This window comes from Bacillus sp. EKM208B (assembly GCF_011800725.1).
Taxonomy (GTDB): domain Bacteria; phylum Bacillota; class Bacilli; order Bacillales; family Bacillaceae; genus Bacillus; species Bacillus velezensis.
Window position 1 is genome coordinate 352,699 of sequence record NZ_JAANHO010000002.1, and the last position, 20,020, is coordinate 372,718.

The 20,020-nt window shown below is 49.2% G+C and carries 16 protein-coding genes; 6 read left to right on the top strand and 10 right to left on the bottom strand.

Going from position 1 to position 20,020, the window contains the following annotated elements; translation table 11 throughout:
• Nucleotides 1-59 precede the first annotated feature (59 nt).
• On the bottom strand, nt 60-1,748 hold the full coding sequence (locus G9F75_RS04555) for an AMP-binding protein (RefSeq protein WP_014721631.1): 1,689 nt from the start codon (nt 1,746-1,748) through the stop codon (nt 60-62).
• Between the two features lie 105 nt (nt 1,749-1,853).
• Here G9F75_RS04555 and G9F75_RS04560 point away from each other — a divergent pair, with 105 nt between their 5' ends.
• Entirely contained in the window at nt 1,854-2,516 is a 663-nt protein-coding gene (locus G9F75_RS04560; RefSeq protein ID WP_065181014.1) for a DUF2711 family protein, read from the top strand.
• A gap of 138 nt (nt 2,517-2,654) precedes the next feature.
• Here the strand turns inward: G9F75_RS04560 and G9F75_RS04565 are convergent, their stop codons facing one another.
• The 5 genes from G9F75_RS04565 to zapA form a co-directional block, all read right to left on the bottom strand.
• Nucleotides 2,655-3,059: a DUF350 domain-containing protein gene (locus G9F75_RS04565; protein ID WP_003152541.1), complete on the bottom strand. Its 405-nt coding sequence runs from the start codon at nt 3,057-3,059 to the stop codon at nt 2,655-2,657.
• Between the two features lie 16 nt (nt 3,060-3,075).
• Nucleotides 3,076-5,433, bottom strand: a complete 2,358-nt coding sequence (locus G9F75_RS04570; RefSeq protein ID WP_065181013.1) for an endonuclease MutS2 — start codon at nt 5,431-5,433, stop codon at nt 3,076-3,078.
• Nucleotides 5,434-5,453: 20 nt separating this feature from the next.
• Nucleotides 5,454-7,166, bottom strand: coding sequence for a DNA polymerase/3'-5' exonuclease PolX (polX, locus tag G9F75_RS04575; RefSeq protein ID WP_007408115.1), 1,713 nt, complete (start codon nt 7,164-7,166; stop codon nt 5,454-5,456).
• A 105-nt stretch (nt 7,167-7,271) separates the two neighbouring features.
• Nucleotides 7,272-7,805, bottom strand: coding sequence for a CvpA family protein (locus G9F75_RS04580; protein ID WP_014418586.1), 534 nt, complete (start codon nt 7,803-7,805; stop codon nt 7,272-7,274).
• Between the two features lie 7 nt (nt 7,806-7,812).
• A complete protein-coding gene (zapA, locus tag G9F75_RS04585) occupies nt 7,813-8,070 on the bottom strand; it encodes a cell division protein ZapA (protein WP_007408114.1) in 258 nt (85 codons plus the stop codon).
• Between the two features lie 133 nt (nt 8,071-8,203).
• On the opposite strand from zapA, the gene rnhC reads away from it, so the two are divergent.
• A complete protein-coding gene (gene rnhC, locus G9F75_RS04590; protein WP_053573141.1) occupies nt 8,204-9,145 on the top strand; it encodes a ribonuclease HIII in 942 nt (313 codons plus the stop codon).
• A gap of 36 nt (nt 9,146-9,181) precedes the next feature.
• Here rnhC and pheT read toward each other — a convergent pair whose 3' ends face one another.
• From pheT to G9F75_RS04605, 3 genes are all read right to left on the bottom strand, one after another.
• Nucleotides 9,182-11,596, bottom strand: coding sequence for a phenylalanine--tRNA ligase subunit beta (pheT, locus tag G9F75_RS04595; protein WP_012118137.1), 2,415 nt, complete (start codon nt 11,594-11,596; stop codon nt 9,182-9,184).
• Nucleotides 11,597-11,609: 13 nt separating this feature from the next.
• Complete coding sequence (gene pheS / locus G9F75_RS04600) at nt 11,610-12,644, bottom strand: phenylalanine--tRNA ligase subunit alpha (RefSeq protein ID WP_003152530.1); 1,035 nt, start codon at nt 12,642-12,644, stop codon at nt 11,610-11,612.
• Nucleotides 12,645-13,005: 361 nt separating this feature from the next.
• Nucleotides 13,006-13,752 (bottom strand): TrmH family RNA methyltransferase, encoded by a 747-nt coding sequence (locus G9F75_RS04605; RefSeq protein ID WP_007408111.1) that lies wholly within the window; start codon nt 13,750-13,752, stop codon nt 13,006-13,008.
• A gap of 119 nt (nt 13,753-13,871) precedes the next feature.
• Here G9F75_RS04605 and sspI point away from each other — a divergent pair, with 119 nt between their 5' ends.
• From sspI to G9F75_RS04625, 4 genes are all read left to right on the top strand, one after another.
• Nucleotides 13,872-14,087: a small acid-soluble spore protein SspI gene (gene sspI, locus G9F75_RS04610; protein ID WP_003152527.1), complete on the top strand. Its 216-nt coding sequence runs from the start codon at nt 13,872-13,874 to the stop codon at nt 14,085-14,087.
• Nucleotides 14,088-14,148: 61 nt separating this feature from the next.
• The gene (locus G9F75_RS04615) at nt 14,149-15,234 is read left to right on the top strand and encodes a CdaR family transcriptional regulator (RefSeq protein WP_167408940.1); all 1,086 of its coding nucleotides are present in this window, start codon (nt 14,149-14,151) and stop codon (nt 15,232-15,234) included.
• A gap of 99 nt (nt 15,235-15,333) precedes the next feature.
• Complete coding sequence (glcD, locus tag G9F75_RS04620) at nt 15,334-16,746, top strand: glycolate oxidase subunit GlcD (RefSeq protein WP_021494418.1); 1,413 nt, start codon at nt 15,334-15,336, stop codon at nt 16,744-16,746.
• The gene (locus G9F75_RS04625) at nt 16,743-18,071 is read left to right on the top strand and encodes a (Fe-S)-binding protein (RefSeq protein ID WP_007408108.1); all 1,329 of its coding nucleotides are present in this window, start codon (nt 16,743-16,745) and stop codon (nt 18,069-18,071) included. The genes glcD and G9F75_RS04625 overlap by 4 nt, the downstream gene beginning before the upstream one ends.
• Before the next feature lie 71 nt (nt 18,072-18,142).
• Here G9F75_RS04625 and cstA read toward each other — a convergent pair whose 3' ends face one another.
• Nucleotides 18,143-19,939, bottom strand: a complete 1,797-nt coding sequence (gene cstA / locus G9F75_RS04630) for a carbon starvation protein CstA (protein ID WP_167408941.1) — start codon at nt 19,937-19,939, stop codon at nt 18,143-18,145.
• Nucleotides 19,940-20,020 lie beyond the last annotated feature (81 nt).

Sequence of the window (20,020 nt, forward strand, 5' to 3'; positions counted from 1 at the left end):
TGACTATTCATTCATAACTTCATGATAAAAAGGAATCCGGATTTTGTCAAGTTTTTCTTTTAAGGCACCTTGTTTTCACGGGAAGCATCTTCCTCTTCGACTAAACGCCTTCTTAATATTTTTCCGACGGCCGTTTTCGGAAGCTCTTTTCTGAATTCGTAAAGCTTCGGGACTTTGTACGGCGCAAGCCGCTCTCTTGCAAACGCATCAAGCTCATCGGCATCTGCCTCGGCGCCTTTTTTCAAAACGATAAATGCTTTCACCGTTTCCCCCCTGTAGGAATCAGGGACGCCCGCTACGACGATTTCCTGAACGGCTTCATGCTCATAAAGCGCCTCTTCCACCTCCCGGGGGTAAATGTTGTATCCGCCGGCAATGATGATGTCTTTTTTCCTGTCGGCGATGTAGAAAAATCCTTCCTCATCCATATACCCCATATCACCGGTAAACAGCCAGCCGTCTCTGATGACACGCGCCGTCTCCTCCTGCTTATTCCAGTATCCTTTCATGACCTGAGGACCTTTTACGATCAGCTCGCCGTGTTCATACGGCCCCGCAAGCCCGCCTTTTTCTTCTGAATAGATTCCGGCGTCGGTATTGGGCCAGGGACAGCCGATGCTGCCTGGTTTATTTTTTCCCCAAATGAAGTTTGAATGGGTAACCGGTGATGCTTCGGATAATCCGTAGCCTTCCACAAGCTTTCCTCCGGTCACTTTTTCAAATTTCTGTTTGACCTCAACCGGAAGCGCCGCTGAACCGCTCGGACAGCTTTCAATGGAGGACAAATCATACTTATTCAGCTCCGGGTGATGCAACAGCCCGATGTAAATCGTCGGTGCCCCGGGAAAAACCGTCGGCTTCAGCCTGTCGATTGTTTTCAGGGTATCCAAAGGATTAAATTTAGGAAGAAGGATCATTTCACATCCCTGCATAATGGAAAAATTGAGCACGGCGGTCAATCCGTACACATGAAAAAAAGGCACGATGCCGAGCACCTTTTCGGCTCCCTTTTTCATTTTGTACATCCAGGCGGCGCACATTTCTGTATTGGCCTGAATGTTCCGGTGTGTGAGCATGACGCCTTTCGGGTAGCCGGTTGTTCCGCCCGTGTATTGAAGCACGGCGATGTCATGCGCAGGGTCAATATCAAATGGCTCCGCTTCCTCCGCTCTTTCGTTTTTTAAAATATCCGCTAATTTGTGAATTTGTTCGCAGCCGTCATAATCAATATGCACCTGTTGTTTTTGCGTGAGCGTATACAGCATATTTTTCGGGAACGGCAAAAAGTCTTTTATACTCGTTGTAATAATGCGTTCGACGATTGATAACGTTTTCATTTTTATCACCTTCGGAAACAGCATATCGAGGGTGATGATCACGCGCGGCGCACTGTCTTTCAGCTGATACTCAAGCTCGTGTTCCGTGTAGAGAGGATTGGTCTGAACGACAATGCCGCCGGCAAACAATACGCCGTAAAAAGCGATGACCGACTGCGGACAATTGGGCAGCATAATGGCGGCTCTGTCACCTTTTTTCAGGCCTGTTTTGCGTAAAAAAGCGGCCAGCTTTAACGAATCTGTGAGAACGTCTTGGAATGTGAGTTTTTTTCCGAGAAAATAAATGGCGGTGTGGTTCGGGAATTGAGCTGCGGAGTTTGTCAGATTGGATGGCAGGGTTTGATCAGTAAATTCAAGCTCATGCGGAATCTCTTCGGGATATTGAGAAAGCCATGGCTTTTCAGACTGCATAATACCTCTCCCTTCTGTTTTCCTATACACTATTATTATAGCAGAAGGGTGATTGGAATTGGAAAGCGTTTCATGTGAAATTTCGAGTCTCAGGAGGTGTTGAGTTTGCTGGAAACGCTGCATTTTGAAGAGGGAGTTCCTATCCTGCGCCAGCTGCCTAAGCCGTTTACGTCGGCCGCCTTTTTGCTTCATCCCTTTGTCCTGATGTCTGATGGGTGGGAAGAGCAAAAGCGCAAACGGCCTTATGAACATATATATCCGAGTGATGAGGAGATCATCGCGATGGGCAGACCCGTTTCCTGGAAAACCGTCAGATTGCGTTCTGAAAAAGAGACGGCGCTTGCGCTTATGAGCGCTGTCACGGCACTGCGGGAGGAATATGCACTTCCTGAATCCGCCAGGCTGTTTAATCGGCTTCATCCCGATCTGTACTTGCCGAGCGATGATGTCACTTCACCATTTTTAATTCCGGGACTTTTGGATGTGTTCCGTTCAAAAGGCATAAAGCGCTGCACTTATTATGAGCCGGTCGAAGAGAAAGGCATATTTTCACTCAATCAAACGGCGGCTTCGGATGTATGCGGATTGCTGCGGGCTGACATGATCATTGCCGACGAAAAACGGCGCGCCGCTTTTATGAGCATATATGATTCTTTTACGACACTCTTTCTCATGGAAGATCAAGACATGCCGTCTGTCATCCGCGCCATGAATTGGGAAGCCGTCATTTGCTCTGATACGGCCTGCATAAACTGGTATTCTCAATAAAAAAGGCCGCCGATTCTAGTTCGGCAGCCTTTTTTCAGTATTAAGATGTCATGACCAGATAAATAAGTCCGATGAACAGAAAAATTCCCGCTGCCGACAGCAGCACTTTCGCAAGCTTCTCCATTTTTCCCCGTCCCCTTAAATCCCGGCGGCCACCACAAATGACAGGCCGACTGAGATGACAAATGAAATAAAGCCGACAGCTCTGTTATCTTTTTCAATTTCTTTATCAATTTTAAACCGGGGCGTCAGAAATTCAAAGATAAAATAGCTGATTAAAAGCATAATAAATCCGTATACGCCCCAGCCGATCATTTGCAAAAGCGAATTATGCTGGGCGATGCTGTGCTGAAAGACATTTGCGATACCGAGAATTTTCCCTCCGGTCGCCATTGCCACCGCAAGATTGCCTTTTTGGATTTCCACCCAGTTTTTATAGGATGTCACCAATTCAAACACGGTCAGAAAAATGACGAGACACAAGACGGCTACACTGTAATAAGCCGCGATTTCAACAAGCTCATTTTCCCAAAAAGCATTCATGACGTTTACTCCCTTTTTATTTTAGTTCGACAATCGTTACGCCTGATCCTCCTTCTCCCGCTTCCCCGAACCGCGAGCTTTTCACGCTGCGGTGGTTTTTCAGAAGATCCTGCACCCCTTTTCGGAGGGCGCCCGTGCCTTTTCCGTGAATGATGGACACTCTCGGATAGCCGGCAAGCACCGCGTCATCTAAATATTTTTCGACGCGGCTGAGGGCGTTTTCGTAACGCTCTCCCCTGAGGTCAAGTTCAAGGGATACGTGATAATCCTTCCCTTTTACGGCGGTGATTGCTTTTTCTTTTTTCGGTTCAGGAGCCGATTTGAGAAACTCAAGATCTTTTTCCTTCACCTTCATTTTAAGGATGCCGATTTGGACGTTCCATTCTTTCTCGCCGGTTTTTTCAAGCAGCGCCCCTTTTTGTCCGAATGTGAGCACCTTTACTTCGTCGCCCGGCTTGAGCTCGCGTTTTTTCTCTGTTTTTCTTTCCGGCTGCTTTGATTTTTCAAAAGCCGGCATCGCGTCTCCGAGGCGTTTTTTGGCGTCAATCAGCTCGTGTTCCTTAAAGGATCTGTGTTCTTGCTTGATGGACCGGAGTTCGCGGATAATCTGTTCGGCTTCATTTGCGGCGGCTTCCAGTTTTTCCGCAGCTTTCTGCTCGGCTTCTTCCATCATTTTATCTTTTTGGGCGTTCAGCTCAATGATCTGCTGCTGAAGCTCTTTGTGCAGTTTTTCTGCTTCTTTTCTGATTGATTCGGTTTCAGAAAGCTCTTCATCCGCTCTTTTTTTGCTTTTTTCAAGCGATGCGATCATCAGATCGACTTCGTTATGTTCGGCGGTCATTTCTGACTTCGCCTGGCCGATGATATGCTCCGGAAGCCCAAGGCGTCTTGAGATTTCAAATGCGTTGCTTCGGCCCGGCACTCCGATCAGAAGCTTATAGGTAGGCGAAAGCGTTTCAATGTCAAATTCAACGCTGGCATTCATGACGCCTTGTCTGTTATATCCGTATGCTTTCAGTTCCGGATAATGGGTTGTCGCAAGCACTCTGGCGTTTGTCCGGTGAACTTCGTCAAGGATGCTCATGGCAAGCGCCGCCCCTTCCTGCGGATCTGTTCCGGCACCGAGTTCATCAAACAGCACAAGACTGTTTTCAGACACGTCTTTTAAAATATTGACGATATTGACCATGTGGGATGAGAACGTACTCAGACTTTGTTCGATCGACTGTTCATCGCCGATATCGGCAAACACATTGTCAAATACGGCTGCTTCCGATCCCTCATCAGCCGGTATGTGCAATCCTGCCTGCGCCATAATCGTCAGCAGCCCGAGTGTTTTTAACGTAACGGTTTTACCGCCCGTATTCGGCCCCGTGATAACGATCGTTGAATAATCTCCGCCCAGTTCAATATCGTTGGCCACGACTTGATCTTGGGGCAGCAGCGGATGGCGCGCTTTTTTCAGCCGGATAAAGCCGTCTCCGTTCATGAGTGGTTTTGTCGCCTTCATCGCTTTTGCGTATCTCGCTTTGGCGAAAATGAAATCCAGTGTCTGCAGCACTTCCACATTTTGAGCGATTTCTTGTGTGTGTTCAGCCGTATGCTCCGTCAGCATTCGAAGAATCCGTTCGATTTCCTGTTTTTCTTTTACTTTCGCCTGCTGAAGCGAGTTGTTCATATCTACGATCGCCTGCGGTTCAATAAACAGTGTCGCACCGGATGAAGATGTATCGTGGACAATTCCGCCGTAGCTTGATCTGTATTCCTGTTTGACCGGGATGACAAAGCGGTCATTCCGAATCGTAACGATGGTGTCAGACAGCATTTTAGAAGCGGAAGATGAACGCAGCATCGATTCAAGCCGGTCTCTGACTCTTGATTCAAGCGTCCTGAGCTGCGTGCGGATTCCCCTTAAAGCGGGAGACGCATGATCAAGCACTTCACCATGGTCATCAATGCAGGAGTTAATCTCCCTTTCCAAATCGCCTAATGTAATCAGCTCTTCTGCATGGGCCTGTATCAGCGGAATGCCGACGCCGTCTTCTGTCATTTGGCTGATAAAATGCTTCATTTGTTTAACGGCATACAGCAGCCCGGACAATTCGGTGAATTCCGCCGGTGTCAGCACACTGCCGATTTCCGCCCGCCGTAAAGCGGATCTTATGTCGGTCAGTCCGCCGAACGGAGCATGGCCTCTCAAGCGCATGACCGCGGATGCTTCTTCAACTTCATCCAGCTGTTTTTGGATGTCTGAGAGATCCGTCAAAGGTTTCAGCTGCAGAAGCTTCTCCCGGCCGAGCGATGAGACGGCATGTGCGGTAATCTGTTCTTTTACTTTATGAAATTCAAGTGATGATAACACTTTTTGCTGCACGGTTTTGTGATCCTCCTTACTTAATCATTGCGCGTCAGAAATGCTTTGACCTCGTGTAGCGGCCGGGCGTTTAACACATGTTTTGTCTCCGTCCAGCCTTTGCGCGCAGCGGTCACGCCCGTTTTCATATCATCGAGCATCTCGATATTATGGGCATCGGTATTAATGACCAAAGTCACACCTTTTTCATTTGCTTTGATCAGATGCTCAGTCCGCAAATCGAGGCGCGCGGGGTTTGCATTCAGTTCAAGCGCCGTATTTGTTTTGGCGGCGAGTTCAATCAGCATGTCGATGTCGACTTCATAGCCGGCCCGTCTGCCGATCAGGCGTCCCGTCGGGTGGGCGATAATGTCCACGTGCTTATTCGTCAGCGCCTGTTCAAGCCGTTTCATAATGACATGCTCCGGCTGGCTGAAGCTTGAATGAATAGATGCGATGACAAGATCCATTTCAGACAGAACACTGTCATCATAATCAAGCGAACCGTCGGGGAGAATGTCCATTTCTACGCCTTTAAAAATATGAAAATTTTCAAATTCAGCATTTAACGCGTCAATTTCTTCCGCCTGTTTTTTGAGCCGTTCGGCCGTTAACCCGTTGGCTACCTTTAAATATTGGGAATGGTCGGTGATCGCCATGTACTGATAGCCTTTTGCCATACATGCTTCTGCCATTTCCCTGATGGAAAAAGCGCCGTCACTCCAGGCTGAGTGCATGTGGAGATCGCCTTTTATCGCTTTATGCTCCACAAGGTCCGTTTCTTCCCGGTACGTGTCGACCTCCTGCCCGCTTTCTCTGAGCTCAGGAGGAATAAACGGCAGACCGAAGTGGGCGTAAAACGCTTCTTCGCTCGGGAATGTTTTGACGTCTCCCGTTTCTATAGTTTCTACTCCGTATTCACTGATCCGTTCACCGCGCTCTTTCGCCAGCTGGCGCATTTTAATGTTGTGATCTTTAGAACCGGTAAAATGATGCAGTGTGGTGGCAAACTGTTCCTCTGTCACAAGCCGGAAATCCACACTCGTCTCATATTCAAAGGTCAGGATGACTGATACTTTTGTGTCCCCGCTCGCTATCACGTCTTTTACGTTCGGGAGGGAAAGAAGCTGTTCTCTGACAGCCTCCGGATGATCTGTAGCGATAATGTAATCCAGATCTTTTACGGTTTCCCGCGCTCTTCTGAGACTGCCGGCCCGGGAATATTTCTGAATATCCGTCAGCCGGGCCAAATGTTCTTCAATTACTGAAGCAATGCTGAGCGCATAGCCGATCGGAAACCGTTCCGGCTGTTTTCCGGCTTCTCCGAGAGCCTGGAGGATTTTCTCCTCCGTTTTTTTGCCGAAACCGGCGAGCCCCTGTACTTTTTGCTGCTCGCATGCTTCTTTCAGCGATTCCGCGTCATGAACGCCAAGCTCCTGATACAGCTTGGCAATTTTTTTGCCCCCGAGGCCCGGAAGCTTCAAAAGAGGAACCAAGCCTTCCGGGACTTCTTTCTGCAATTGGAGAAGCGTGCCGGACACACCTTCCTGCATATATTCACGAATGACGCCGTAGGTGCCTTTTCCGATTCCGGATAAAGACATCATGTCGTCGATTTCCGACAGGCTGCGGTCATCCTGCTCAAGCGCCGCTGCCGCTTTTCGGAAGGCTGATATTTTAAACGGGTTGTCCCCTTTCAGTTCCATATAGACCGCAATCGTTTCAAGCAGCCTGATGATATCTTTTTTATGCATACTGTTAACCCCCAGTCGTTTCCTGCTTTTCATCATACAAATTTTTCTCCTCCGGCACAACTGACGCAGAGCTTGAAAAAAACTTCTCCGGTCAAGAGAAGTTTTTTATGCCCCGTACTGGGCCCACAGTTCTTGCAGGAGCCCTGACAGATACGGCGTATGATGTGTGATGATATTTGCAAGCGTCGATTGTGCGAGCATATCCTGAAGCGCGCTTACCGGCAGTACGGATGCGACGTATAACAGGATAAACGCAAATAAATAGACTTCCAGAAACCCAAGCACCCCGCCCAGCAGTTTGTTGATCTGTTTAATGACCGGAATGCCGGCGATGATATTAAGCGCCGCTCCGATAATCCGGAGCAGAATCTTTGCGATGATAAACAAAATGACAAACGCGATCGCGTTGTAATAAGCCGTCTCTACGTTTCCTTTAATAAAAGACAGAGCCGCCTGCCCGCCGGAAAAATCAGGCGCGGGTATAAAGCTCAGATGCGGGGCCAGGCTTTTGTAAAAAAGCGCCGCAAACGCAATCGAGAGGATGAAACTCGTTAAATATATAAATTGGAGGATAAATCCTCTTTTTAATCCAAGCAATGTGCCCATTAAGAGCAAAACTAAGATGATGATATCTATCATATGGTGTTCATTCCTTTTCTTTAAGCTGCCGCTCCAGTATTTCATATTTTTCTTGCAGTTTCATATAATCATGCACGACATTGACCGCAGTCAATACAGCGAGCTTATTTATATCAAGATATGGATTTTTCTCGTTGATTTCTCTCATTTTATCATCAACCACTCCGGCCACATGGCGCATGTGCGCTTTGCTTTCTTCCCCGATAATGGTGAAGTGCTGGCCGTAAATGTTTACTGTCGTTTTGGTTTTTTTGCCGTCAGACAACGTTTCTCCTCCATTCCGCGAGAATCCTAGTTCCTATCATACCACGATTATCGTTTGAATGGAAAGACGAGCCTCGGGCTGTTATGATACACTGGTATATACAGTGAAAAGTGCCAAAAAAGGAGATTATATCGTGTCCCATTCTGTTATAAAAGTATCCGCTTCCGCTATGGAACAAATGAAACAATCCTACGCCGGCTCCCTTACTCCCGCCGTTCCGCAGGGCGCCGTCTTCCAGGCCAAGCCTCCGGGCTGTACCATTACAGCCTACCGCTCGGGCAAGGTTCTCTTTCAAGGAAAAAACGCCGGCACAGAAGCGGCCCGCTGGGGAACGGCTGAGACGCCGAAAGCAAAGAAAACCGTCAAAAAAGCGGCCGACCCGCTTTACGCTCCCCCGGCGGGCATTGCCTCCATGTCAGTGATCGGCTCTGATGAAGTCGGAACAGGCGATTACTTCGGGCCGATAACGGTTGCCTGCGCCTACGCCGACAAAACAAAGCTCTCTTTAATGAGAGAACTCGGTGTGAAGGATTCGAAGGATTTAAAAGATCCGCAGATTATTGAAATCGCCAAACTGTTAATTAAAACCATTCCTTACAGCCTGCTTGTGTTAAAAAACGAAAAATACAATCAGATGCAGGAAAAAGGCATGAGCCAAGGAAAAATGAAGGCGCTCCTTCATAATCAGGCGATTTCCAATCTGCTGAGAAAAATGAACGGCGTTAAACCGGAAGCGATTCTGATTGACCAATTCGCAGAGCCCGGCATTTATTTTAAGCATCTTTCCGGACGGGATATCGTAAAAGAAAAAACGTTTTTCAGCACGAAAGCGGAAAGCATACATCTTTCCGTCGCCGCAGCCTCTATCATTGCGCGATATTCTTTCTTAATTGAAATGGATAAGCTTTCGCGTGAGGCTGGGATGACGATTCCAAAAGGCGCGGGGCCGCACGTCGATGAAGCTGCCGCCAAGCTGATCATCAATAAGGGAGAAGGTGCGCTCAGAACGTTCACCAAACTTCATTTTGCCAATACGCAAAAAGCGAAACGCCTTGTTGAACGGAAGCGGTCATAGTAAAAAAGCTTGCAGAGTGATCTGCAAGCTTTTTCTTTATCCTCTTAATACGGCCTGATACGTTTCTTCCAGCGCTTTCAGCACGTTTTCATGTACTTTTGTCACTTCTTCTTCTGTCAATGTTTGTTCAGGGTTAACATATTGGAGCGAGAAGGCGACGGATTTTTTGCCTTCTTCCATATGCTCACCTTCGTACACATCAAATACGGTGACTTCTTTCAGCAGCGCGCCGCCGGCTTCTTTGATCACGGCTTCGAGCTGTCCGCTTGTAACGGTTTTATCTGCCACAAGCGCAATGTCGCGCGTGACGGACGGGTACTTCGGAATCGGCGTATACACGACAGGTTCTGTTTCCTCGGTCAGAAGCGCGTGCAGATCAAGCTCGAACACATACGTTTCTTTGATATCCAGCTCTTTTTCCATTGCCGGATGCACCTGGCCGATAAATCCGGCAAGCGAACCGTTCAATAGAATGTTTGCCGTCCGGCCGGGATGCATGTTTTTGCGTTCTGACTGGACAAATTCAACCCGGTCTGACACATTCAATTGATGCAGCAGGCCTTCAACGATTCCTTTGGCGACGAAGAAATCAACCGGCTTTTTCTCACCCTGCCATAAATTTTTGCGCCACAATCCGGTTACAGCTCCGGCAACCCGTTCTTTTTCAACTGGTTTTGTGTTTTCTTCTTTCGTCAGAAATACAGAACCCGTTTCATATAAAGCAACGGAATCAGTCTGTCTGGCCAGATTGTATGAAACGGCTTCAAGAAGATTCGGCACGAGGCTGTGTCTGAGAATGCTTCTTTCTTCGCTCATCGGCAGAGCAAGCATCGTGTTGAATGATTTTTCGATCGCAAAAGCGGCCGCTTTTTTATCATTCGTTAATGAATAAGTGGTCGCTTGTGAAAGACCCGCTCCTTCAAGGAAACGTCTCACTTTCCGGCGTTTTGCCTGGTACGGTGTCAAGCCGCCTGTCGTGCCGGCCGTTTCCGGAAGCGTGGACGGAATATTGTCATACCCGTACAATCTCGCCGCTTCTTCAATCAGGTCTTCTTCTATTCTAATATCTCCGCGGCGCGACGGGACCGTTACGACGAGAACGTCTTCAGCTTCACCGACTGCAAACCCGAGGCGCTTGTAAATGCTGATGATTTCTTCTTTAGCGATTGTCATGCCGAGCACGGCGTTCACTTTTTCAACAGACACGTGAATATTGTTTGCTTCGATTTTCAGATGGTTTTCTTCAACCGTGCCTGAGAGCACTTCTCCGCCGGCATATGCCTGAATGAGACTGCAGGCCCGTTCAGCCGCCAGCAGAACGCGTGCCGGATCAATGCCTTTTTCATATCTGGCGCTCGCTTCGCTTCTCAGCCCGAGGTCTCTCGACGCTTTGCGGACGGTCTGTCCGTCGAAATAAGCGGCTTCCAGTAAAATCGCAGTGGTGTCTTCACGGACTTCAGACTCAGCTCCGCCCATGACTCCCGCAACGGCTTGCGCTTTTTTTCCGTTTGTGATGACCAAATGGCTGCTTGACAGCTTGCGCTCTTGCTCATCCAGCGTCACGATGGTTTCATTTTCCGCCGCTTTTCTGACGACGACCTCTTTTGAACCGAACCGGTCGTAATCGAAAGCGTGAAGCGGCTGTCCGTACTCAAGGAGGACGAAGTTTGTAATGTCCACGACGTTATTATGCGGGCGGATGCCTGCATTCATCAGCTTCGTCTGCATCCAAAGCGGTGACGGGCCGATTTTGACGTTTTTAATGATTTTTGCGGCATAATGCGGATTGGCCTGCGTATCTTCAACCTTAACGGAAACAGCATCCGCCGCTTTTTCTGCCGCTTTTTCATATGAAGCCTCCGGAAGCTTTACCTCTGCGCCGAGAATAGCCGCAACTTCATAAGCCACGCCAAGCATGTTCATCGCGTCGGCGCGGTTCGGCGTTAAGCCCAATTCTAAAATCGCATCATCAAGCTGAAGGGCCGCCATTGCGTCAGCTCCCGTTTCAGCATCATTCGGAAAAACGAAAATGCCTTCCGCATATTCTTTCGCCACGAGCTTGCTTTCAATGCCGAGCTCCTGAAGGGAACAGATCATGCCGTGAGACGCTTCGCCGCGCAGCTTGGCTTTTTTAATTTTGAAATTGCCGGGAAGCACGGCTCCGACCGTTGCAACGGCAACCTTCTGTCCTTTATCAACATTCGGGGCGCCGCAGATAATCTGCACGGGTTCCTCCGCACCGATATCAACAAGGCATTTGTTGAGTTTGTCGGCATTCGGGTGCTGTTCACGCTCAAGCACGTGTCCGATGACAACGCCTTTTACGCCCTCCCCTTTATACTCGATACCCTCAACTTCAATACCGGCTCTCGTAATTTTTTCTGCAAGCACGGCCGGGTCGATTCCCTGCAAGTCAACGTAATCTTCTAACCATTTATAAGAAACAAACATGTGTATCCTCCTCTTACGCCTGTTTAAACTGCGAAATGAATCTGACATCATTGGTATAGAAATGGCGGATATCTTCAATGCCGTATTTCAGCATCGCGATACGTTCCACACCCATTCCGAAAGCAAAACCCTGGTATTCCTCAGGATTGAATCCGGCCATCTTCAACACGTTCGGGTGAACCATGCCGGCGCCGAGAATTTCGATCCAGCCTGTTTTTTTGCAGACGGAGCAGCCTTGTCCGCCGCACTTAAAGCAGGTCACATCCACCTCGACAGAAGGCTCTGTGAATGGGAAAAAGCTCGGACGGAGCCTGATTTCACGATCTTGGCCGAACATTTTTTTGGCGACCAATTCAAGCGTGCCTTTCAGGTCGCTCATGCTGATTTTGCGGTCGACGACGAGACCCTCAATCTGCATGAACTGATGGGAATGTGTCGCGTCATCGTTGTCGCGGCGATACACTTTACCGGGACAAATGATTTTGACGGGGCCTTTTCCTTTATGCTTTTCCATCGTGCGCGTCTGCACCGGTGACGTCTGCGTTCTCATCAGCATTTCTTCTGTAATGTAAAAGCTGTCCTGCATGTCGCGGGCCGGATGTTCCTTCGGCAGGTTCAGCGCCTCAAAGTTGTAATAATCCGTTTCCACTTCAGGGCCTTCTTCGACGGTATATCCCATTCCGATAAATAAATCTTCAATTTCTTCAATAACGACCGTCAGCGGATGGCGTCCGCCGATGTTTACCTGACTGCCCGGCAATGTGACGTCAATCGTCTGGCTGCTGAGTTTTTTATTCATCTCTTCTTGTTCAAGCTGTTCATTTTTCGCCGTAATGGCTGCTGCAATGCGCTCTCTCACTTCATTGGCGAGCGCTCCCATTTTCGGGCGCTCTTCGGCGGACAGTTTGCCCATGCCGCGGAGAACTTCTGTAATCGGCCCTTTTTTTCCGAGATATTGCACCCGAATGTCGTTAACTTCTTTTAATGAACCCGCCGCTTCTACTTTTTCTGCAGCTTCCAGTTCGAGCTGTTTAAGCTTCTCTTCCATCATGCATCCTCCTTTTATGTAAACCAAACCGTTCTATGCCTTTTTCAGAAAACAAAAAAACCCGCCCCTTGAGAGAAGGGACGAGTTGTGGCCGCGGTACCACCCTTTTTAAGGCAGACTTCATCTGCCGACAGCTTCATTGACATAACGGAAACGATCGTTCCGGTTCACCTTTACGCGCGTTTGGCGCGGTCCCGGTGACAACTCGAGAGGTGAAAATCAATTTTTGTGCTGCGATAAAAATGCTCTCAGTCAGCGGCATTTTCTCCCTGGAAGGCAGTGTGTGCAAAAATTGACGTCCTCTGTCACGGTTTTTACATTATTGCTATCTATTATAGTGAAATCCAAGGCTTTTCGCAACCTATCCTCTGAGATGATAAACGAGGATGGCGGCCGCTACCGCCACATTCAGCGATTCCGCCTGTCCGTACAGCGGAACGTACAGGTTGAGATCCGTTTTTTGCAGAAGGCCGGCGTCCACTCCCGCCCCCTCGTTCCCGACGATTAACGCGAACGATTCTTCAGGCTTCACGCTTTGATAAGCCGCCCCGTTTTCAAGCGCCGTGCCGTAGATCGCGACGCCTTGTGATTTCAGCTCAGCGGTAAACTCATCAAGCGGACGTTTCAAAATGGGAATATGAAAATGAGATCCTTGTGCTGAACGCAGCGTTTTTCCATTGTACGGGTCTGCTGTTCCCTCACCAAGGACAACGGCGTCGATCCCCGCCGCATCTGCCGTTCTGATCATTGTTCCTAAATTCCCCGGGTCCTGCACGGCATCAATCAGAAGCAGCCGTTTCAGCTGATCAGGCTGCTTATCCGGCATATGGCAGACCGCGGCGATCCGCTGCGGCGTTTCTGTTTCCGTCACGGCTGAAAACGCGTCTTCGCTCAGCACGTAGCACGGGATGCTCATGTCCAGATCGGCCGGGATGGCGCTCTCATCGTTTACGAGAATTTCTTTTACCGTTCCCTTTGATTTGAGCGCTTCTTCTGCCAGATGCTCTCCTTCTATCAGAAATGTATTCGTTTTAAGTCTCTCTTTTTTTGTGTGAAGTTTTTTCCAGTCCTTCACTTTTTGGTTTTTTGCAGAGTCGATTCGTTTCACTTTATGTCTGTGCTCTCCTTTTTTCATGCATGTTGTTATTATATCTTAAGAACAGCACATAATAAACCGCGTGCGCGGTAAGAATATGCGTATCACATTCAGAAAAAGGAGCGGTTGTAATGGATCTTAATTTACGCAACGCCGTTATTGCCAATGTAACCGGCAATAACCAGGATCAGCTGGAGCATACTATCGTTGACGCCATCCAAAGCGGTGAAGAAAAAATGCTTCCGGGCCTCGGCGTCTTATTCGAAGTTCTTTGGCAGCATGCGTCGGACTCAGAAAAAAATGAAATGCTCAAAACACTTGAAGGCGGATTAAAACCTGCGCAATAAGCTTGAACCGGGTGATGGCACACCCGGTTTTTTTTGTATAATAATGGCGAGGGGGATCGCCATGCAGTTACAGCCGGAACTGGCAAAGAAATTGATTGCCGAAGTCAAACATATGTACAGCCGCGAAGTGATTATTGCCGATACAAAAGGAATGATCATCGCGGGCACCAACGAGGCGCGCGCCGGATGGTTTCATGAAGGCGCACTGATCTGCGCGCGCGAAAAACGGAATGTCATCATTACGAAAGAAGATGAAAAACGGCTCGAGGGCGTAAAAGCAGGACTGAACCTCCCCGTTTTTTCAGGCCATGAAGTGATCGGAGTATTCGGTCTGACAGGAGACCCTGACGATATCCTTCCTTTCGGAGAATTGCTCAGAAAAATGACGGAGCTGTTTATTAAAGAAACGCGCCATATGGAAGAAGCGCAGTGGCGTGGGAGAATGCTTGAATCCTTTATGGTTGATTGGCTGCAGCTGAAAGAATGGTCTCCGGGCTTTTTAGAAAAAGCAAAGCTCATCGGCGCAGACCTTCACGCATACCGCCGGATCATACTCATTCAAGGCCGTTATGAGCAATATAAAGCGGAGGAGCTCGGGCGGCTCTGGCAGTACGAATGCCCTGAAGACCTGTTTGTCCGCTGGGGAAATGAACGCATTCTCATTAATCATGAAGCAAATTCGGCTTCCAAAACACAGCTCATTAAAAAGATCGGCGCCGTTTTCGGGCAGCCTGTCACCGCCGGCATCGGACGGATCGTTCCGGGAGAGCGCCTCACGGAATCATACGAACAGGCGGATAAAGCACTTTCAGCCGGAATCGGTGACAAGCAGGCCGTCTTTGAAGAAGATTTAAAACTGGATATGTGTCTTGCCGATATCGCACCTGGCACGAGGTCGGAATTTTCACGGCGGGTTTTCGAGCATGTACTCGGCCGGGAAGAACTTCTGGATACGCTGCGCGCCTTTTTCGATCGGCAATTATCGTTAAAGCGCACCGCCGACGACATGCATATTCATATCAATACATTGCGCTACCGTCTTGCCAAACTGGAATCACTGACAAATATGAAGCTTGACCGCCCCGAAGACATAACGGCTTTTTATTTGGCGCTGCGCTTTTTAGATCAACATACAAAAAGCACGTAATCATATCATCATTTTTCATATGTTTCTCCATAGTGTGCGGAATCGTTTTTCTTTACAATTAAATGAAAACGCTTTTCTTATCAGGGAGGTTGGGAGAACATGATTTCACGAGAGGCAAAAGAAGCGTTCATCCGGACGGTCGGGAAGGAGAATTATGATGATTCGGCGGCGGGCCGTCTTGTGTATTCTTATGATGCGGCTCCTCAGCTGCAAGCCATGCCGGATGCGGTTATCGCCCCCCGCAGCGCGGATGACGTGTCCCGTATATTAACGATTTGCAGCAGGCATGACATTCCGATCGTGCCGAGGGGTTCAGGCACAAACTTATGCGGCGGCACATGTCCGTCTGAAGGCGGGCTTGTGCTTTTATTCAAACATATGAACCGCATTCTGGAAATCGATGAAGAAAATTTGACGGCAACCGTCCAGCCGGGCGTGATTACGCAAGATATGATCCGTGCGGTTGAACAAAAAGGTTTATTTTATCCTCCTGATCCGAGCAGCATGAAAATATCGACGATCGGCGGGAATATTAATGAAAATTCCGGCGGACTGCGCGGGCTGAAGTACGGCGTCACCCGGGATTATGTCCTCGGCCTTGAAGCCGTCTTGGCTTCAGGCGATATCATCCGCACAGGAGGAAAGCTGACAAAGGATGTCGCCGGTTATGATCTGACCCGGCTTTTCGTCGGATCAGAAGGGACGCTCGGCGTTGTGACGGAAGCGACTTTAAAGCTGGTTCCGAAGCCGGAAACGAAAAAAACGCTGCTTGCACTCTATGAACATATTGAAGCGGCTGCGGAATCGGTTTCTGCCATCATCGCTGAAAAAATCATTCCGGCGACACTCGAATTTCTGGATCAGCCGACACTGCAGGTCATTGAAGATTACGCCAAGATCGGGCTTCCGACCGACGCAAAAGCGGTGCTGCTGATCGAACAGGACGGTGACATCGAAACGGTCAGACGAGATATGGAAAAAATCGAAGCCATCTGTAAAAACGGAGCAGCCGTATCCGTCCAAACGGCTGAAACCGAGGAAGAGGCATTCGCGCTTACAGAGGCCAGACGGTCCGCATTATCAGCCCTTGCCCGGCTGAAACCGACAACGATTCTGGAAGATGCGACCGTGCCGAGATCACAAATTGCCAGCATGGTCAAAGCCATTAACGAGATTGCAGAAACATACGGCCTGTCCATCTGCACATTCGGCCATGCCGGAGACGGCAACCTCCATCCGACGTGCACCACCGATATCCGGAATACAGAGGAGATGGAACGTGTCGAAAAAGCTTTTGCCGCCATTTTTGAAAAAGCGATTGAGCTGGGCGGGACGATAACGGGTGAACACGGGGTCGGCATCGTAAAAGCGCCGTATTTAGAAATGAAACTGAAAACAGAAGGCATCACCGCCATGAAAGCGATCAAACAAGCGCTTGATCCCCAAAATCTGCTGAATCCGGGAAAAATATTCGCCAATTCATCAAGGAAACGCGTGGTGGTGATGAAATGACCACGGCTAAAGAGCAGCAACAAATTCAAACAGAATTCAAAAACCGCATGGATGAAGGTGAATTGCTGAACTGTATGCGCTGCGGCTTCTGCCTTCCTTCCTGTCCGACCTATATCGAATCGGGATTTCAAGAATCCCATTCACCGCGCGGCCGGATCGCCCTGATGAAAGCCGTCACTGACGGACTGATCGAGCCGGATGAAGATGTCGAGCGCTCACTTTCGCTGTGTCTCGGATGCCGGGCATGCGAGCCCGTTTGTCCGGCAGGGGTCAATTACGGACAGCTGCTTGAAGAAGCGAGGGATATCATTCATCAAAATAAAAAACATAAGCCGGGCGTGCGCCTCTTGCGGAAAGCCGCCTTCACCGGGCTTTTCCCTCACCAAAACCGCATGCAGACAGCCGTGAATCTTCTCGGAATATACCAAAGATCGGGACTGCAGACCGCCGTCAGAAAAACCGGTATGCTTCGCGTTTTGCCTGAACATCTGCGCACAATGGAACAAGTGCTCCCGCCCGCCCCGAAACGGAAAGACATGAAGGAAAGGCCGCGTTTTCTTCCTGCCGCGGGTCCCGTCCAAAAACGGGCCGCTTTTTTCTCGGGCTGCTTAATGGATACGATGTTTTTAGCGACAAATCATGCGACAACGGCGCTTTTACAGGCGGCCGGGTGTGAAATCGCGGTTCCGGACGGCCAGGCGTGCTGCGGCGCGCTTCACGGGCACAGCGGAGAAAAAGAGATGGGAAAAGAACTGGCCAAGCGGAATATCGCGGCTTTTGAAGCGCTTGATGCTGATTATATCATTACAAACGCCGGCGGATGCGGCGCCTTTCTTCAGGAATATCCGCATTTACTGAAAGATGAACCTGGATGGGCGGAACGTGCCGGACAATTCGTCCGGAAGCTCAAAGACTTTTCATCCGTACTGGTTGATCTGAAGTTCCATCAAAAAAACCTGCGGGCACAGTCTCCTCATATCGTCACATATCAGGACTCCTGCCACCTCCGCAATGTGATGCATACGTCAGAGGAACCGCGCACGCTTTTGAAAAGCATTAAAGGGGCTGAGTACAGAGAAATGGAAAAGGCCGACAGCTGCTGCGGGTCGGCGGGAATTTATAATATAACAGAGTCAGAGATGTCTATGAAAATATTAGACAGCAAGATGAAAGCCGCCGGAAAAACGGAGGCGGCCGTCATCGTGACAGCCAATCCCGGATGCCTTTTGCAAATGCAGCTGGGCATTTTGCGCGAAGGGTTAACAGGCCGTGTCCGCGCGGTTCATTTGGCGGATTACCTTTTGGAAGCGGCGGATTTGTCATAAGATGAAAGCAGAGAGACCGATCGGCTCTCTGCTTTTTTATGATGCTGCAATGTTCGGATCGGCCGCGGATTTTATCCGGGTATTGAAGCTTCCAGTCTGGCACTCGGATCACGCCATACATTTGCCCATTTTTTCACAGCCGCAATGATAATCACAAGCCCGAGAATAAGCATGATAATGGATAAAACGCCATTCAGCACGTTGTATCCCGCCGCTTCGGGGTTCAAATACACATACCGCACCATCCAATAACCCGCATAGTTGACGGTCACGTACAAATAAGCGAGAGGAATCAGGCATGTCAGCATATAGCGCCGCTTATCCGCTATTTTTAATACGACGGTCGCACCGATAATTAAGCCGACAGACGCCATAAGCTGATTGGATACGCCGAACAGCGCCCAAATGGAGCTGATGTCGCCCGAATACAGAAGATAGCCCCACAGCAGGCAGGCGAGCGCGCTTGAGAAAATCGAGCCCGGCAGCCAGTCTGTTTTTTTCAGCGGCTTATAGACCTCCCCGAAAAACTCTTGAATCAAGTACCGGGCAACACGGGTTCCCGCATCAATCGCCGTTAAAATAAAAACCGCTTCAAACATAATGACGAATTGAAAAAAGTATGAAGCCAAATGACTGAAAAACGGAATCTCCGTAAAGATATACGTCATTCCGACGGCAAGCGTAACGGCTCCGCCCGTTCTTCCTTCCAGACTGAGCCCGATTTCTTTGCTCAATTCAGGCAGATGGACGACATTCATCCCGAGGGTGCGGAATATTTCAGGCGTGCTGTTAATGGCAAAATAGTCGGCGGGCTCAAGAGCGGCAGCTGCAATGAGCGCCATAATTCCGACGAGACATTCCACAAGCATCGCTCCGAAAGCAACCGGCTTTATATCACTCCATTTATCCAGCATTTTCGGCGTTGTGCCGGAACCGACAAATGCATGAAAGCCTGAAATGGCGCCGCAGGCAATCGTTATTGAAATAAACGGCCAGACAGGACCCGCGATCACCGGCCCTCCGCCGTGAATAAACTCCGTTACGGCCGGGAATTTAATGGCGGGATTGACGAAAAAGACGCCCGCGATCAAAGCGGCAAAAACCCCGATTTTCATAAAACTGCTTAAATAGTCACGCGGAGCCAGCAAAAGCCAAACCGGAAGCGCCGCGGCGAAAAACGCATAGACAGGAAGCGCCACTGCAAGCGTTTTCGCATCCAGTGTCAGCATGTCCCCGAGAGCCGTTGCCTGCAGCCACGGCCCGATGACAACACCGGCCATTAACAAAAGAAACCCGACAGTTGATGCGAGTTTGAGATTGCCTGTTTTTTTATAGTAGAGGCCGACCCCCATCGCGATCGGAATCGTAATCCCCACCGCAAACGTTCCCCACGGGTTTTTCTCAAGCGCGTGCAGCACAACCATGGACAGCCCCGCCATCGTGATCGTAATGATAAACAGCATCGAGAGACCCGTGCAAAAACCCGCCACCGGGCCGAGCTCTTCTTTGGCAACTTCAGAAAGCGTTTTCCCATTTTTCCGCATTGATGCAAACAATACGACAATATCGTGCACGGCTCCTCCGATCACCGCCCCGATTAACAGCCATAACAGCCCGGGCAGATAGCCGAACTGAGCTGCCAGAATCGGTCCGACAAGCGGGCCGGCAGCGGCGATTGCCGCGAAGTGGTGGCCGAATGACACCCACTTATTCGTCGGCACATAATCTTTCCCATCCTCAAGCACATGGGCCGGAGTCGGTGTCTGATCATTGATTTTTAATACTTTGACCATCATAAAGGTACCGTAAAGCCGATAGGCGATCGCCAAAATACATATAGACGCTATGACGATTGTAATCGCATTCATTTAATCCCAGCCCCTTTTCTCTTTTTCTAAATATTATCACAATTATCAGATAACAGGAGATGATTTTTGCGTAAAAAAAAA